Origin of the sequence: Aquimarina aggregata (genome assembly GCF_001632745.1) — a bacterium.
Classification (GTDB): Bacteria; Bacteroidota; Bacteroidia; order Flavobacteriales; family Flavobacteriaceae; genus Aquimarina; species Aquimarina aggregata.
Window position 1 is genome coordinate 430716 of sequence record NZ_LQRT01000013.1, and the last position, 15227, is coordinate 445942.

The window sequence follows — 15227 nt, forward strand, 5'->3', positions numbered from 1 at the left end:
TTTAAAAACAATTTGATTTCAACAAACCAAGGAACATTCTCAAAATCATACTGTTAATCATATTAATAAATCCACAAATCAAAAAATCATGATGGAATGAAATTTGATAACTCTTGTCTAAATAACGTTTCAAAATGATTAGATTTTTACCTTTTTATATTATTGTATTCCTATATTCGATGAATGCCTTTACCCAAAAGCATTACTTATCAGGTTATGTAGTGCTACACTCAGGGGATACAATTCATGGTATTGTAAAAGATCGCACTCCAGAACCATTTGGTGATTTATTTGAGAGAATACATTTTAAAAGCAAGCAAACTGGAAAGAAAAGATATGGTGCTAAAGACATTAAATCTTATAAAGCGGGAAATAATGTATTCGAAAGTCATAGGATTGCTTTAAAATCTTTTAATCGTGGCAACTTCTTATTCAGAACACTTAATCGAAATGATGGAGAACGTGCATTTCTAAAAGTAATTAAAAAGGGTAAACTAAATTATTACAATAGAGAATTTAGAGATCCAGATTCGGGGTATTATGATTATCATTCCTATTACAGAAAGGAAGGAGAATATAAATTCTTTATTTTGTTATCAAGCATTTTTGGTTTCAATCATAAAGAGACTGCAGAATATTTAAAAGACTGCCCTTTAGTTTCTAAAAAAGTCCTAAATAAAGAGTTGAAAAATTTTATAACTATACAGGAATTGTATGAAAAAAAATGCAACTCAAAATAAATGAGTTGCATTTTTCTATAATTTTTAAGGTACTTAGAAAACCTCGTTCGATTCTTTTAATTTTTCAGTATTAGCTACTAATTGAAGCTCATCTATAATCTTTTGGATATCTCCATCGATTATATTACTTAAATCATATAATGTTAATCCAATACGATGATCTGTAACCCTACCTTGCGGATAATTATATGTTCTAATTTTTGCAGAACGGTCACCAGAAGAAACCATACTTTTACGTTTCTCGGAGTCTGCTGCTTGTTTCTTTGCTAACTCCATCTCATACAAACGAGAACGTAATACCTTTAGTGCTTTTTCAAGGTTTTTATGTGATGATTTCTGATCCTGACAACTTACTATCATTCCTGTCGGCTCATGATGTAATTTAATTGCAGAATATGTTGTATTCACTGACTGTCCTCCTGGTCCTGTAGAAGTGGTACGCTCGATACGAACCTCTTGCATATCGAGTTCTATATCAAATTCTTCGGCTTCAGGCAATACCATTACAGTTGCGGCACTAGTATGCACTCTACCTTGGGTTTCCGTTTGCGGAACACGTTGAACACGGTGTACACCAGCTTCAAACTTTAAAATACCATAAACGTCTTCTCCATTTACTTCAAAAATGATTTCTTTGTATCCACCACTTGTTCCTTCATTAAGATCTACAACACTAGTACTCCATCCTCGACCTTCACAATACTTGGTATACATTCTAAATAAATCTCCCGCAAAAATACTAGCTTCATCCCCTCCCGTTCCAGCACGAATCTCTACTACACAATTTTTTGCATCTTCTGGATCTTTAGGCACAAGCATGTATCTAATTTTCTCTTCAAGAGCAGGTAATTCTTCTTTAGCTTCTTCTAATTGCATTTTAGCCATTTCCACCATCTCTTCATCACTTCCATCTGCAATGATTTCTTCAGCTTCTTTAATATTATTCGTAAGTTCAATATAGATTTCTCTTTCATCCATAATGGCTTTGAAATCTTTATATTCCTTATTAAGTCTTATGTATCTTTTTTGATCAGCAATAATATCTGGTTGAATGATTAAATCACTCACCTCATCAAATCTTTGCTTAACAATATTTAATTTATCAATCATAGTAAATGTATCCTAATCTGTAGAATTTACAAAAGTAAGCTTTTTTTGTCTAAAGCTCATACCCGTTGCGATACTAATGACTTACTTCGACCTTTATGAATTTTGTAAAAATTACTTCTTTTGGATCGTATGTGGCTGTAATTCGTATTCGTTTTCTTGGAAAAGTTTAGCAATCGTGAATATAAATGTACTTCCTTCTCCTTCTTTAGAAAACACTTTAATTTCTCCTCCCAGATTAGTTACAATTTTTTTAACCGTTGCCAAACCTATACCTGTTCCCATATTTCCGTCTTTATCGGCAACGCCTACCACAGAAAAAAGATCAAAAATCTTATTCAAATATTCTTTTGGGATACCATCTCCGTTATCTGTAACAGAAAACTCATAAAAATCATCTTTTTCTTTAAGATCAATTTGAATAACAACACCATCAACACCCTTATGATATTTTATCGCATTTGTGATAAGATTAATTAATATCTGCATAAGAGCTGATTTATTAACTATCAAATACTCTTTACAATTAGTACACTCAAAAGTCACATGACCTTCGGTATCTGTAATTTTTTTTAATTCTGTAATGATTTCATCAAAACTAATATTCTCGCTTTTGTTTTTTAACAGATCATCACTTTTATAAAATTTTAAAATTCCATCTATATAATCTCTTAGAGAATATGATGAACTTTTTAAATATTGTAAATATTGTAATGTTTCTTCATCAAGTTTACCTTTTCCATCATATTCGATTAGTTCTGTAATTGAAATAATATTAGCTAGCGGCGATTTAAGGTCATGAGATACAACACCTGCAAATTTTGTTAAATCTTCATTTCGCATTTGAAGTCGCTCTTGCGTTTCTAACAATTTAAGATTTTGATATCTATGTTCAAATAAGCTTACCACTTGCTTAGACATTGAAATTAAAGCCTGTTGTTGCTGATCGGTTAATTTCCTAGGTTTCGTATCATAAACGCATAAAGTTCCCAACTTGTAACCATTTGAATCTATTAAAGGAGCTCCAGCATAAAAAATCGCATCATGTTTACTCACCAATGGGTTATCAAAAAATCGTTCATCTTTACGCGAATCTTCAATTATGGTTAAAGGGTCATCTGAATTTATGGCATGACCACAAAACGAAATTTCTCTTGGAGATTCACTCATCGAAATTCCATGATGTGATTTTATAAAGTTTCTATCTCCATCTAAAAGTGTTATTAGAGATATAGGTGTTTCACAAATATATGACATTAAAGATGTGATATTGTCATAACTTTCTTCTGGCAATGTATCTAATAGCTCATATTTCTCTACTGCAATCTGCCTTTGTTTTTCGTTATTTGGTAATTTGGGTGGTATCATAACAAACTAAAATAAAGTTCAATTTTGTTAGACGATAAATTCTGTTAAAAATAACAGCGTTATACCCTTATAAGTTACAAATTTATAATATCATTAAGAGTTTTAGTATGAATATATTACGAAGATTTCAAAAAAATATTCATAATGTCATATTCTTTTCTCTTTAAATAAGAATCTAAGTGCAAAATCGAAGTAAAACAATGCTAACAATAAAAAAAAGGTATTAAGAATTTAAAAAAACTATACTCAATATCAAAAATATGATGGTTGTTTCAAAAGAAAAAAGATTAGCTGTACATATCCAAGCCCTTGAAAACACCTATACAAAAAGCACTAAACTAAAATACAACTAGCCCTTATCAATTCTTTTTTGAGAATTATCTTCTTCTAAAAATTGTCTAGTTCATTTTTTTAGAGTGTACCAAATAGGCAAAAAAAAACATTCCTCATATCAGAGAAATACATATATGACAAGCTATAAAATATAGCGATAACCGACATCTATCAAAATCTAATTACTCGGGTTCAATACACATATATCTTTAAGTATTTTTCCATTCAATTTTGAGTATATTTCACAGATCTTAATAAATTATATAAGATAATTTTGATGATCACTAGAAAACAAAGTGTTTGAATTTTAGATTATTTTCTGATCTTTATGGCGATGGATAGTTTTCAAAAAATAGGATTAGGTGGCGGGTGTCATTGGTGTACCGAAGCAGTTTTTCAATCTTTAAAAGGTGTTTCTAGAGTAGAACAAGGTTATATTAGGAGCACTGATGAGAACAATTATTTTTCTGAAGGTGTAATTGTGCATTACAACCCTAAAATTATAAGTACTCGGGATTTAATAGAAATTCACTTATACACACACAAAAGCACATCTAACCATAATTTTAGAAAAAAGTATAGAAGTGCTATTTATTACTTTTCTTTATCAGAAAAACAACCCATAAAAAACATACTTGACTCATTGCAACTACTATTTGAATCACCACTAATAACTGAAGTATTAGCTTTTGATGAATTTAAACCATCAAGAGATGAGCTTCACAATTATTATTTAGAAAACCCTAAGAAACCCTTTTGCAAGCGCTACATAGACCCTAAATTAGATTTGCTAAGAAAAAAGTATAGTGCTAGTATTAAATAATTACTATATCGCTGATTATAAATTTTTTATTCCCTCAAACTCTTATCAAAAAAGGGCTTTCCCATTTACATGCGAAAGCCCTTATATTTAAATTAGCCCTAAAATCTTTTAATTTATCTTAATAAATGTAGTTGATAATACTCCTTTGTCACTATGCAATTTCATAAAATAAGTGTTAGCATACAAGTAACTTACATTAAAGTCCCTGGTATCTCCACTAAAAAAGCCCACAATTCTTCCGGCAATATCATGAATACTGATATGTTGAACAGAAATATTAGTGTTTACTGGAGTCAATGACATAATCCCTGTAGTTGGATTTGGCGATAATGTAAAATAATCAGTAAAGACTGGTTCTTCTACCACTTTTTTCTTGATAGTTACTGCTTCTACTTCTGTAATTATCGGAAGATTAAAATCAAAATAAATTGCAGCTTTATTATTAATAACATCTCCTTCTTTAAGATCTGATTTCGTTTTTATCTTAAATAAGATATACCCATCATTATTAGCATCATCAAAAGGAAGGTTAATATCATTAAAAACAAATTCAACCTCTTTCTTGTTATTCACTATCGTTGTATAAGAGTGACTCGCTTTCAAAGGAATAAATGACTTGATATCTAACTTAGTAGTATCTATATCATCCTTAACTGTAATGTTAACAGCATCTGCCGTTCCTTTATTCTCAAATCGAATCATATAATGTAAATATTTTCCTAGATCTTTAGGTTCGATCGTATCTCCTTCTAGGCAAATTTTATCATTAGGATCGTAAGAATTTCTTACCGTCTGATTTAATAAAACGATATTATCATCAGGAGTTTCATCAGTAGTACCTGTAACAGTAGCAGTATAGCTTAGTATATCACCATCATTTACTGCTGGGGTATCTGTAGGTTTATTAATATTAAGCACTATAGTAATCTCTCTAGATTCTAACGGTTTTAAATCGCTAAAACCCCAAGATAGTTGGTTTGTAGTTATACTAGTCGTGTTTGGATTAGCAGATACCAACGATAAAATATCTTGCATATAATCTAAAGTTACACTACCTGATTGCGTGCTAGTACCCTTGTTTTTGTAAATAATTGTATACGCAGTGTCAAATCCAGGTCTTGGCCCAACTCCTGTTGGTATAATTACCACTTCTAGATCATTATGAATCCCATTAGGAGTAACACAAAAATCTTTTATTACATTGAGACCATCCAAAGGAAAACGTATAGGTGTTGGAGGAAATGATGGTGCAGGGTCTATATTAAAATAAGCAGGGTTTTCAAAAATAGGAAACATAAAATAGTCTCCGGCATTTACAATCGTAGTATACACTCCTGAATTGCTTGGAAAAACCTCTCTAAAACCTATTGAACCACCTGATAATGCAAACTTTAAATCAGAAAAACCTTCGTCACTACTATCACAACCATCGTTATCTAAATCAAAGGTCACCTTTCCTGAAATAACGTAGTAATTTTGATCGCAACTACTACTTACATCACAAGAAGTATATCCTGGTATATTAAAAAGGTTTTGAACGGGCGCTATATATTCTTCATCTACACATATAAATTTTATTTCAGGACAATTTTTAAAAGATATTCCTAACCTAGGAGTAGTTTGAAATTTTTGCCCTGTTAGATATGCAATATTAAGGTTAGGGTTGTCATCTAAATCTATAGTAGTCAAATTACAATTTCTAGCATCTAATAATGCTAACTGACTTCTTACAACTCTAAGCGAAGTCAAATTAACATTTTTCGATAAATCTAAGGTAGCTAAAGGTTGATTACCCAAGGACGCATCTTCTAATGCTATATTATTGGATATATCTATAGCTGTAAATTTATTATTAAATGCCCATAAAGATGTTAGTTTTTTATTTTGTGAAAGATCTATTGAGGTTAACTTATTGTTTGGAAATCTCAATAGCGTTAGTTCTGTATTCATAGATACATCCAACTCAGTGAACTCATTGGAAAATGCGTATAATATCTCTAACTTTTTGTTTTGCGTTAAGTCTAAACTAGTTAGATCATTACCGCTCAATTGCAAATACTGTAATTCTGGGTTTTTGGTAATATCCAATGATGATAACTCATTAATATTAATGGTTAAATTTGTTAATCCTGCACTTTGAGAAACATCTATTGCCGTCAACATATTTCGGGATGCATTTACAGCAACTAATTTTGTATGTGTTGACAGATCCAAAGAGACCAATTGATTATTAGCTACATATATGTTTTCTAATTCTTTGTTTTCAGTCACATCTAACGAGGTTAACTGATTACTACTAGCCGATAACTGTTCTAATTTTTCGTTTTGTGTTACATCTAAAGAGGTCAACTGATTATACCCTATATTAAGATGTTTTAATAATAGGTGTTTAGATACGTCAATTGAGGTTAACTTATTTTGACTAATATGTAATTCTCTTAATTTTAAATTTTGAGATATATCAATACTCGTCAGGTTATTGATAGACACAGATAGATAACCTAAATTTATAAAATGTTTAATTTCTGACAAATCGCTAATATTAGCGTTATCTATTCTTAAAAAAGTAGTATTTTCTGCTTCTTCAAAACTAATTTGATTATCGCCATTCGTATCAATCGTAACACGTGCATGGTTTAATAGTGCATTTTTAAAATTAATATCATTGAATGGAATATTTTGAGCATAGGCCGTTACATTAAGACACAACAATATGCCTAAAAAGATTAGTTTTTTCATTATTTAGTGTTTTGATTTGGTTTTGTCACGCTTTTTTAACGTGAACATATTCGACTAAAAATTTAAGGTTATGTATATTTTTGGGGGTGTATAATTTCCCCACTTTTTTGCGCAAAAACCACATTTATGAAATCATAAATTAACAAGTACAAATGTAGAGATCAACTAAGCTTTTTGCAATACGGCATACTAAGCATTTATAAATATTGACCTATCGATTTATAAATTTTACGCACTACTTTAAAGTCCAAAACGGGTAGAATTATCTGATTATTAATCTCTTTTAAGTATGCAGTTTTTTAAGTGTAAAATTTCCATTTTATTTATAAGGTTATCCATTATATTGCATAATGTTTAACCCTTATTAAGAGCTAGAATATATTCATGAAGCTTTATTATTTTATTATTTTACTCTTCTTAAGTATTACTTCTATCTCTGCAATGGAGGCTAGTTTTCAAATCAAAATAGAAAGTGACTCTATAAAATCGAGTTCATTAAAGAATAAATCTTTTGAAGCATTAAACTCCTTATTTTGGAAAAACAGGAACGACACTATTTTAATTAAGAAAATAGCTCTTATCTATCTTTCAAAAGCTAAGAGAAAAAAAAATTATATTCAAATTGCCAATGCATATCGCATATTTTATGAACTGAATAAAAAAAAACCAAATGATGCTTTAAAATATACGGATTCGATGATTGCAATTCCTAAAGACGTCAAAGACATTCGACACCCAGCGTTAGGGCACCTTTTAAAAGGTCTTATTTTGTATAGAAATGAACAATATGACAAAGCATTAGAATCATACCTACAATCGCAGAAGTATGCAGAAATAAGCAACAATCTTAGTATAATTATTGCCTTAAAACACAATATTACCCTATTAAAAACAGCCTTAGGAAAAGATCATGAAGCCTTAAACGCATATAAGGAAAATTTTGCATTCCTATTAAGTCAGGATACTACAAAAAGATTTCGTCAACACTACCTTGCTACACTTTACAAATTATCGGATAGTTATAATCGTTTAAAACTTTACGATTCTGCTAATTTTTATTTAAAAAAAGGAATTAAATCAAGTCTTTCTGGAGAGCACACCTATTATTATCCTGATTTGTTATGCGCTTATGGAGTTAATAGCTTTTACAGAAAAAAATATAATACTGCATTAGATAGTTTACAAAAAGCTATGGTATTATTGAAAGAAAATACTCAAGATGCAAATGTTAGAATTACTTATTTATACTTAGCTAAAACACTACTAAAAATCGGGAAAGAACAAAGAGCTGTTGGATACTTGAAAAGAGTAGATACTTTGATACATGAGTCAAATTATATGTTGGAAAATCGAGAAGTTTTCACATTACTGATAGACCATTATAAAAAAGACAAAGATCAAGGTAATCAACTAAAAACAATGGAGAAATTAATACGGTTGGATAGTATTTCTAATATAAAAAACAACCTACTAAACAATCATATTATCAAGAACTATGATACTGCTAGTCTAGTTAAAGAAAAAAATCAACTGATCAAAAGAATAACTTATCAAAACAAAGTAGGGTTAAAAACCGAGTATCTATTATTTACTTTAAGCGGAATTATAATCATGTTTATTTTTGCCTTCCTTTATTATAATCAAAACAGAAGAAATAGAAAAACACAAGAAATACCTCCCGAGGATTTAAAACAACTTCACAAAAAGAAAGCTACAACGACATCTAATATCGATCTTGCTCCTGAATTAAAACAAAAAATATTTGTAAAATTAGAGCGTTTCGAAAAAAATCATGAATATCTAAAAAACAACTTGACGCTGACTTCTGTTTCTAAGAGTTTGAAAACAAATTCTACTTACTTATCAAAATTCATTAATTTAGAAAAGAAAAAGAATTTTGTTAACTATATTAATGATTTAAGAATAGATTATTGCACAAAACAAATAGAAGAGAATAAAAAATTCAGACAATATTCTATTAAATCAATGGCCCAAGAAGTAGGTTTTAACAATATACAATCTTTTGCCAAAGCCTTTTTTAAAAAGAAACATTGTAATCCTGCAGAATACGTTAAAAGAACTAAAAATCAACAGCTTTAATTATTTCTAAACCTAAAAAACAGGTGAAAATTTATAAATTCTGACCTTAGTATAACTGTTCCTGTTATATTCTCTGTGATTTTTTATCTACTTTTATCGAGACTTAACAATTCAATTTACACATACCATGAAAAAACAAAATTCTACAAAAATTAGCTTAAAGAAAATTAAAATAACTAAGCTTGGTAATACTGCAAAGTATAAAATAAAAGGAGGAACTCAAATTGAAATAATAGACGAAGACGAGGATGAATGTAATTGTAGTAACGGAAGCGGCGGCCTTGATCCTACCAAAACGACATAACAAAACTAATAAACATATTTTTAACTCACCTAATTAAATAGTGTGTAATTAGGTGAGTTAAAAATATCATTGATATCTTTTCAAAAAAACGTTTTGCAAACGATTTATACTTACAAAATTGGATCTTCTGTGAAAAAGTATGACGCCACTATTCAATAATTAGTATACGTATGTGCCAAATTCACTTTTGATAGTAAGTCTTTTCTCATTAGAAGCTTCTACTTTTCCTACTATTTGAGCATCTACATTAAAACTTTTTGAAATTGCTATAATATCATCTGCTATCTCTGGAGAAACATACAATTCCATTCTATGCCCCATATTAAAAACTTGATACATTTCTTTCCAATCTGTTCCTGAATTTTCTTGTATCAATTTAAACAAGGGAGGTACGTCAAAAAGATTATCTTTTATGATATGCAAGTTATCTATAAAATGTAAAATTTTAGTTTGTGCTCCACCACTGCAGTGAACCATACCATGAATAGTCTCGCTATTAAACTTTGACAATATTTTTTTAATAATTGGTGCATAGGTTCGCGTTGGAGACAACACTAGTTTACCTGCATCTATAGGTGCATCTTTAACAGCATCGGTAAGACTTGTTGCTCCAGAATAAACCAAATCAGCAGGTACTGAAGGATCAAAACTTTCTGGATACTTTTTAGCTAATGTTTTATGAAAAACATCATGACGTGCGGACGTTAATCCATTACTACCCATACCACCATTATAGGTTGTTTCATATGTGGCTTGTCCAGAGGATGACAATCCTACAATAACATCACCTTCTTTGATATTTGCGTTATCTATAACGTCTTCTCTTTTCATACGAGCAGTTACTGTAGAGTCTACAATTATAGTGCGCACCAAGTCACCTACATCTGCTGTCTCTCCTCCTGTAGAATGAATCTCTACACCAAAATTTTTCAGTTCTGCTAATAGTTCCTCGGTTCCATTAATAATTGCAGAAATAACTTCTCCTGGAATAAGATTTTTATTTCTACCTATAGTAGACGATAACATAATATTATCTGTAGCACCAATACATAATAGATCATCTATATTCATGATCAATGCATCTTGTGCAATACCTTTCCAGACAGAAAGGTCGCCTGTTTCTTTCCAGTACATATATGCCAAAGAAGATTTAGTACCTGCACCATCTGCATGCATAATAAGACAATATGCTTCATCATTTGTAAGATAATCAGGAACTATTTTACAAAATGCCTTCGGAAAAAGCCCTTTATCAATATTTTTAATTGCACTATGTACATCTTCTTTGGATGCAGAAACACCACGTTGTGCATAACGCTTACTTACTTCTTGACTCATTTTACCAGAAATTAAAGCGCAAAGATAATTTAATTAACGTGATTTACGAATAAGATAGAATGAATTAATAACAACCATTTATTGCTATATAACTCTTTTCATATAATGCATATGCAATTCTAAACAAGTCAGATTAAGAATTTTATTCCCAATCTGGCATAGCTGCTTTTTCTAATACTTTAACTCTGTCATCAAGATCAGAGATCTCTACGATCTCAATTGTATTATCCGAAATGCCGTCATTAGATGTATTCACATAAATTACACTAGCATCGTTAGGTGCAAATCGTGCATCTAAATCATTGGTTCCCGATACCTTATCTGTTGATAAATCAACTGTAGGATCCCCATTAAAATTATGAATAAACATATGTGAGTCCAGTCTGCGATAATTTGTATTTTCTGATCCCGAGATATCTCTTGTATATAATAGTTTAGTTCCGTCAATAGATAAATTTATACCACCTGCAGCTCCTGGCATACCCGTTAATACGGTTTGTTGCAGAACACCACTACTATTAATTGTAAAAATATTTACAGAATAACCATCTAAATCATTTGTTTTTAGAGCTATCAATCCAGTATTATCATTTTTATCTATCTCTGTAATCAAACTTCCATCTGTAGTTTGATACATCAAACTAAGTCCACCACCTGCAGCGTTGATTGCATATAATTTATCTTGATTTGGAAACAATAATCTTGATCCATTATTATCCCAAGAGAAATCTATTTCTTCAAGATTAAACCCTGAAACACCAACTTGAGATGTGACTTGTCGAACCTGAGACCCATCTTCATTCATTGTAAACAAATGCGTTTGTGATCCCACTGATTGTAAAAAAGCAATTTTACCAGTACTTACATTTCTTCTTGGTCTGAAGCTATTTTTAGATTTTGAAGTAAGTGCTATTTCTGTATTACCACTTTCATCTGCAGAATAAATAACACTATTTCCTTCAACTAATCGTGTAAAAACAATTCGATTATTTGGAGGAATAGCTGTTGTAAAAGCAAAGGTTGTACTATTTACAGCTGGATTAATATCGTCATTGGCACTCACTTGCCAAAAATACTTTATACCGTAAGCAAGGTTCGAAACTGTATATGTAGTATCGGTTATATTTTCAAAAACCTCTACGGTACTATTTTCTTCATTTCGAAGTGTCACCGTATACGTTAAGGTATCATCATCCGGATCACTGGCACTCCACACTAACTTTACTTCGATAGGTTGATCCTCTGCATTATCTAAGGGAGTCACTAACGTTGGCGCTACAGGAGGTCTATTTCCTGCAGTTGCCACATCTAATTCTAAAACTAGCTCTACTGTTTTATCGGCAATAACAGTAACAGATTTAAAAACTGCCAAAAAACCTTCTTTTTGTGCTGTAAGTGAATAATCTCCTGATGGTACATTTTGCAACAAGTAAAACCCATCTTCATCAGTAAAAACCGTACTTGATCCAGGGTTAGTTGAGATTTTTACATTTTCTATCGGTTCATTTGTACCTTCTCTTACTACTCTTCCTCTTACAGAACCTAAACCTTCTAAATCAATAGTATCTTCACTACAAGAAACTGTAGCTATTACTATTAAAAACAATATTATTTTACTGATAAATCCTTTCACTTTATTTCGATTTTAATACTCGCCTATTAGACAAGATAAATTTTATTCAATCTAATGCTTCGATTACGTATTACTCTTGTGGAGTCAGGTTTTCTTTTCTGACTTTCCTATTTCTCTTTCTAAGTTTTTGTAACTCTGCCCCGCGCTCTTGCTCTTTCTTTCGTGATTTTTTATTCATTTTTATTGGCGTATCAAAATACCAATTTAACCCTAGAGAAAAAGTAAAGTATTGATCATCTCGTTTTCCTTGCGCTACGTTATCTAACCTATCTCCAAGTACTGCATTATGAGTTCCTGTTAGAGAAACACCTATATTATTTGAAATTAAATATTCTACTCCGCCTCCATATTGTAACTTAAAAAAAGTTCTGCTAAAACCGTCATTATTCACTGTACCAAAGCCTCCAAAAAAGAAAGGAGATAGTTTTTCAAAAGGTAATAATGTAATTTCCGCATTTAAATCAATTGCATTAAAACCTTCAGAAAATGAATTTTGATTAATCAATTCAAATTTATGAATACTGGCATTGGCATTAATAAATGGATTAAAATAATATCGAACTCCGGCTCTTGCAGAGTAAGAGAGTTCAGGGTTATTAAAATCACCATTAATCAAAGCTCCTCCTCCTTTTGCAAATACGGACTTTTTACCTCTTCTTTCTTTAAAATATCGCTCATATAGCCCTGTATTTTGTGCTTCGTCTTTTTCTGCTCTATATTCTGAAATTAAATCGTTCACAGTTTCGCTATTTGCTTTAACCGCCCATAGTTTATCTTCGATACCCTCTACTATTAATGACTCTACAGCTTTTTCGATAGCTTCAGATACAGCCATTTGAGCTGGTTCATTTTTTGTAAATCCAGTTTCTGCTTCTAATAATCTTCTAAATCGTACATACCTAAAAAAGTTTGCATCAAGAGCCTGTGATAATATTGTTTTGGACACATATACTGTTTTCAGTATTTTACCGCTAGAAGTTGAGACAGCTCTTAGGTAAATTGTAATTCTATCTTGTCTATATTGAGTTGAGGCTCCTATTCCAAAATACCTAGCTCCTAAACCTCCTGTTATAATATTCGAATCATATGAAACGATTCCTCCCTCTAAAATTATACCTGCATACAAAAGTGGTGGTAACTGTGGTTCATTCGGATTTTTAGTTTTTCTATATTCTTTTCTAGTAGACCTTATGATATTACGTTCATTAAGAAGGTTACTTAGGTTTTCTCTTTCTATAGGAACGAACCACTTAGAATCTTCAAGAGCTTTTACCAAAATTGTGGTAGCTCCTTGTGTAACAGCGGTACTAAATGTACTTCCACTCTCGGTAGGCTTGTACTGTCCTGTTTGGTCTCTAAATTTATATACCCCTACTACTACTGGTTCTACAGGAGGTGGTAATTCTCTAAGTACTTTTGTAGACTTTGTGTCTTCACCGATTCGAGCATTTTCAACAACAATGGGTTGATTAAAATATGCACCACATCCAGTTAGTAAAAGTGCACAACAAAAAATTGTGATTACTTTATAAAATGTATTGTACATCAAAATTTAATTTGGAATTATTACTTGGGATTGATCTCCAGTACTTGTATCTAAAATATTAATTACAAGACCTTCTCCCGATGGAAAGATTTCTATAAACAAAGTTCCGAAACTAAAGGTCCCTTCGGTTAACTCTCCATTTTGACCAAATTGCTGGATAAATAATGTTCTGGAAATTTGACTTAATAATTGATTATTTAAGTTTTCAGTAAAACGTTCTAGATCTGATCTTTCGTCTCTTCCTGAATTACTATCATCTGTAAATTTGTTTTGTGCTTCGGCAGAACTTAGTAACCATTGATAGTTAAAGGTATCTCCTCCAAAAGCCGGGTTCTTTGCTCTGTACACCAAATCTTGTCCAAAAGAAAAGCTACATACCGAAAAAACCAGAAATAAGGTTAACGTAATTGATTTCATTTAATTTATACTTAAAATTTTTCAATAATCATGTTACCACTAATATTGAAAAATGTCATTCTTTTGTTTTTTAAGGTCTTTAAAATATTTATACACTTTTCGAATTGCAATTTTCGACATTTGTTCTAAATATTCCAAATCTGGTTTACCTATAAATTGATGGATGGTATTGTCTTCTATCTTAACCTGAAGTATTGTAGTTCTTCCAAAACTTAATGTTTCATGTACCTCAACCACTTTATTACCATTGATTTGATTTAATGTATATGAATTATAAAAAAATTCGTAAAAATCCCTCCCTGGTTTGGTTTTAGTTTCTTCTATAACAATTCCCTTTAACTCTAGACCATCATCTTCTGATGTGTCTTGTTCTGTATTTTCTTTTGCCTTTTCATTAAAAGCTAAACGATCCTTCCCTATTATATTATCTTCTTCATAAACAAGTAACAATACTACAATTTTATCAGGATCTTTAGTACTCATAGAACCCATAGCTAGTTCTTTTGTCTCATTGGCTTCCAACGTAAAACGTTCTTCCTGAACGTTCTTTGAGATTTGATTCTGAGCATTTGTTCTAAAAACAGTAAGCTTGAATCGTAAGCTTTTATATACCTCTGTAGTATTGGTAGCAGTAGCTATAGCTGTAATCGTTTCATCAACTATATTTGTTTTTATTTTAGCAACCACATCAGTATTTGTATGCTGTTGGGCAATTGAAACCTGAAAAAGGGATATAAAAAATATACTTAATCCTAGTCTCATAACAATTACTTATGGGG

Annotated in this window: 12 protein-coding genes; 4 read left to right on the plus strand and 8 right to left on the minus strand. The window is 31.0% G+C overall.

Features of this window, described 5'->3' with window-relative positions; translation table 11 throughout:
• The first annotated feature begins 134 nt into the window (after positions 1 to 134).
• Positions 135 to 740, plus strand: a complete 606-nt coding sequence (locus tag AWE51_RS13200) for a hypothetical protein (RefSeq protein ID WP_066314174.1) — start codon at positions 135 to 137, stop codon at positions 738 to 740.
• 33 nt (positions 741 to 773) lie between these two features.
• Here AWE51_RS13200 and prfA read toward each other — a convergent pair whose 3' ends face one another.
• Together prfA and AWE51_RS13210 are read right to left on the minus strand one after the other, a co-directional pair.
• Complete coding sequence (gene prfA, locus AWE51_RS13205) at positions 774 to 1850, minus strand: peptide chain release factor 1 (protein WP_066314176.1); 1077 nt, start codon at positions 1848 to 1850, stop codon at positions 774 to 776.
• A 111-nt stretch (positions 1851 to 1961) separates the two neighbouring features.
• Complete coding sequence (locus AWE51_RS13210; protein WP_066314178.1) at positions 1962 to 3215, minus strand: GAF domain-containing sensor histidine kinase; 1254 nt, start codon at positions 3213 to 3215, stop codon at positions 1962 to 1964.
• Between the two features lie 667 nt (positions 3216 to 3882).
• Here AWE51_RS13210 and AWE51_RS13215 point away from each other — a divergent pair.
• Positions 3883 to 4371: a peptide-methionine (S)-S-oxide reductase gene (locus tag AWE51_RS13215; RefSeq protein ID WP_066314653.1), complete on the plus strand. Its 489-nt coding sequence runs from the start codon at positions 3883 to 3885 to the stop codon at positions 4369 to 4371.
• 108 nt (positions 4372 to 4479) lie between these two features.
• Here the strand turns inward: AWE51_RS13215 and AWE51_RS13220 are convergent, their stop codons facing one another.
• Entirely contained in the window at positions 4480 to 7110 is a 2631-nt protein-coding gene (locus tag AWE51_RS13220; protein ID WP_066314179.1) for a DUF7619 domain-containing protein, read from the minus strand.
• Between the two features lie 384 nt (positions 7111 to 7494).
• On the opposite strand from AWE51_RS13220, the gene AWE51_RS13225 reads away from it, so the two are divergent.
• On the plus strand, positions 7495 to 9210 hold the full coding sequence (locus AWE51_RS13225; RefSeq protein ID WP_066314185.1) for a helix-turn-helix domain-containing protein: 1716 nt from the start codon (positions 7495 to 7497) through the stop codon (positions 9208 to 9210).
• A 127-nt stretch (positions 9211 to 9337) separates the two neighbouring features.
• Entirely contained in the window at positions 9338 to 9514 is a 177-nt protein-coding gene (locus tag AWE51_RS26485) for a hypothetical protein (protein WP_157766093.1), read from the plus strand.
• Between the two features lie 159 nt (positions 9515 to 9673).
• On the opposite strand, the gene AWE51_RS13230 is transcribed toward AWE51_RS26485, so the two are convergent.
• From AWE51_RS13230 to AWE51_RS13250, 5 genes are all read right to left on the minus strand, one after another.
• Positions 9674 to 10852: an AIR synthase related protein gene (locus AWE51_RS13230; RefSeq protein WP_066314190.1), complete on the minus strand. Its 1179-nt coding sequence runs from the start codon at positions 10850 to 10852 to the stop codon at positions 9674 to 9676.
• A gap of 142 nt (positions 10853 to 10994) precedes the next feature.
• Positions 10995 to 12485, minus strand: a complete 1491-nt coding sequence (locus AWE51_RS13235; protein WP_066314192.1) for a carboxypeptidase regulatory-like domain-containing protein — start codon at positions 12483 to 12485, stop codon at positions 10995 to 10997.
• A gap of 70 nt (positions 12486 to 12555) precedes the next feature.
• A complete protein-coding gene (locus AWE51_RS13240; RefSeq protein ID WP_066314193.1) occupies positions 12556 to 14031 on the minus strand; it encodes a CsgG/HfaB family protein in 1476 nt (491 codons plus the stop codon).
• 6 nt (positions 14032 to 14037) lie between these two features.
• The gene (locus AWE51_RS13245) at positions 14038 to 14448 is read right to left on the minus strand and encodes a curli production assembly/transport component CsgF (RefSeq protein WP_066314194.1); all 411 of its coding nucleotides are present in this window, start codon (positions 14446 to 14448) and stop codon (positions 14038 to 14040) included.
• A gap of 39 nt (positions 14449 to 14487) precedes the next feature.
• Positions 14488 to 15210: a CsgE family curli-type amyloid fiber assembly protein gene (locus AWE51_RS13250; RefSeq protein WP_066314195.1), complete on the minus strand. Its 723-nt coding sequence runs from the start codon at positions 15208 to 15210 to the stop codon at positions 14488 to 14490.
• Between the last annotated feature and the right edge of the window lie 17 nt (positions 15211 to 15227).

Bases quoted from the DNA above. Each gene is read 5' to 3' on its own strand.
- AWE51_RS13200 (WP_066314174.1), top strand. From the start codon at position 135: ATGATTAGATTTTTACCTTTTTATATTATTGTATTCCTATATTCGATG.
- prfA (WP_066314176.1), bottom strand. From the start codon at position 1,850: ATGATTGATAAATTAAATATTGTTAAGCAAAGATTTGATGAGGTGAGT.
- AWE51_RS13210 (WP_066314178.1), bottom strand. From the start codon at position 3,215: ATGATACCACCCAAATTACCAAATAACGAAAAACAAAGGCAGATTGCA.
- AWE51_RS13215 (WP_066314653.1), top strand. From the start codon at position 3,883: ATGGATAGTTTTCAAAAAATAGGATTAGGTGGCGGGTGTCATTGGTGT.
- AWE51_RS13220 (WP_066314179.1), bottom strand. From the start codon at position 7,110: ATGAAAAAACTAATCTTTTTAGGCATATTGTTGTGTCTTAATGTAACG.
- AWE51_RS13225 (WP_066314185.1), top strand. From the start codon at position 7,495: ATGAAGCTTTATTATTTTATTATTTTACTCTTCTTAAGTATTACTTCT.
- AWE51_RS26485 (WP_157766093.1), top strand. From the start codon at position 9,338: ATGAAAAAACAAAATTCTACAAAAATTAGCTTAAAGAAAATTAAAATA.
- AWE51_RS13230 (WP_066314190.1), bottom strand. From the start codon at position 10,852: ATGAGTCAAGAAGTAAGTAAGCGTTATGCACAACGTGGTGTTTCTGCA.
- AWE51_RS13240 (WP_066314193.1), bottom strand. From the start codon at position 14,031: ATGTACAATACATTTTATAAAGTAATCACAATTTTTTGTTGTGCACTT.
- AWE51_RS13245 (WP_066314194.1), bottom strand. From the start codon at position 14,448: ATGAAATCAATTACGTTAACCTTATTTCTGGTTTTTTCGGTATGTAGC.
- AWE51_RS13250 (WP_066314195.1), bottom strand. From the start codon at position 15,210: ATGAGACTAGGATTAAGTATATTTTTTATATCCCTTTTTCAGGTTTCA.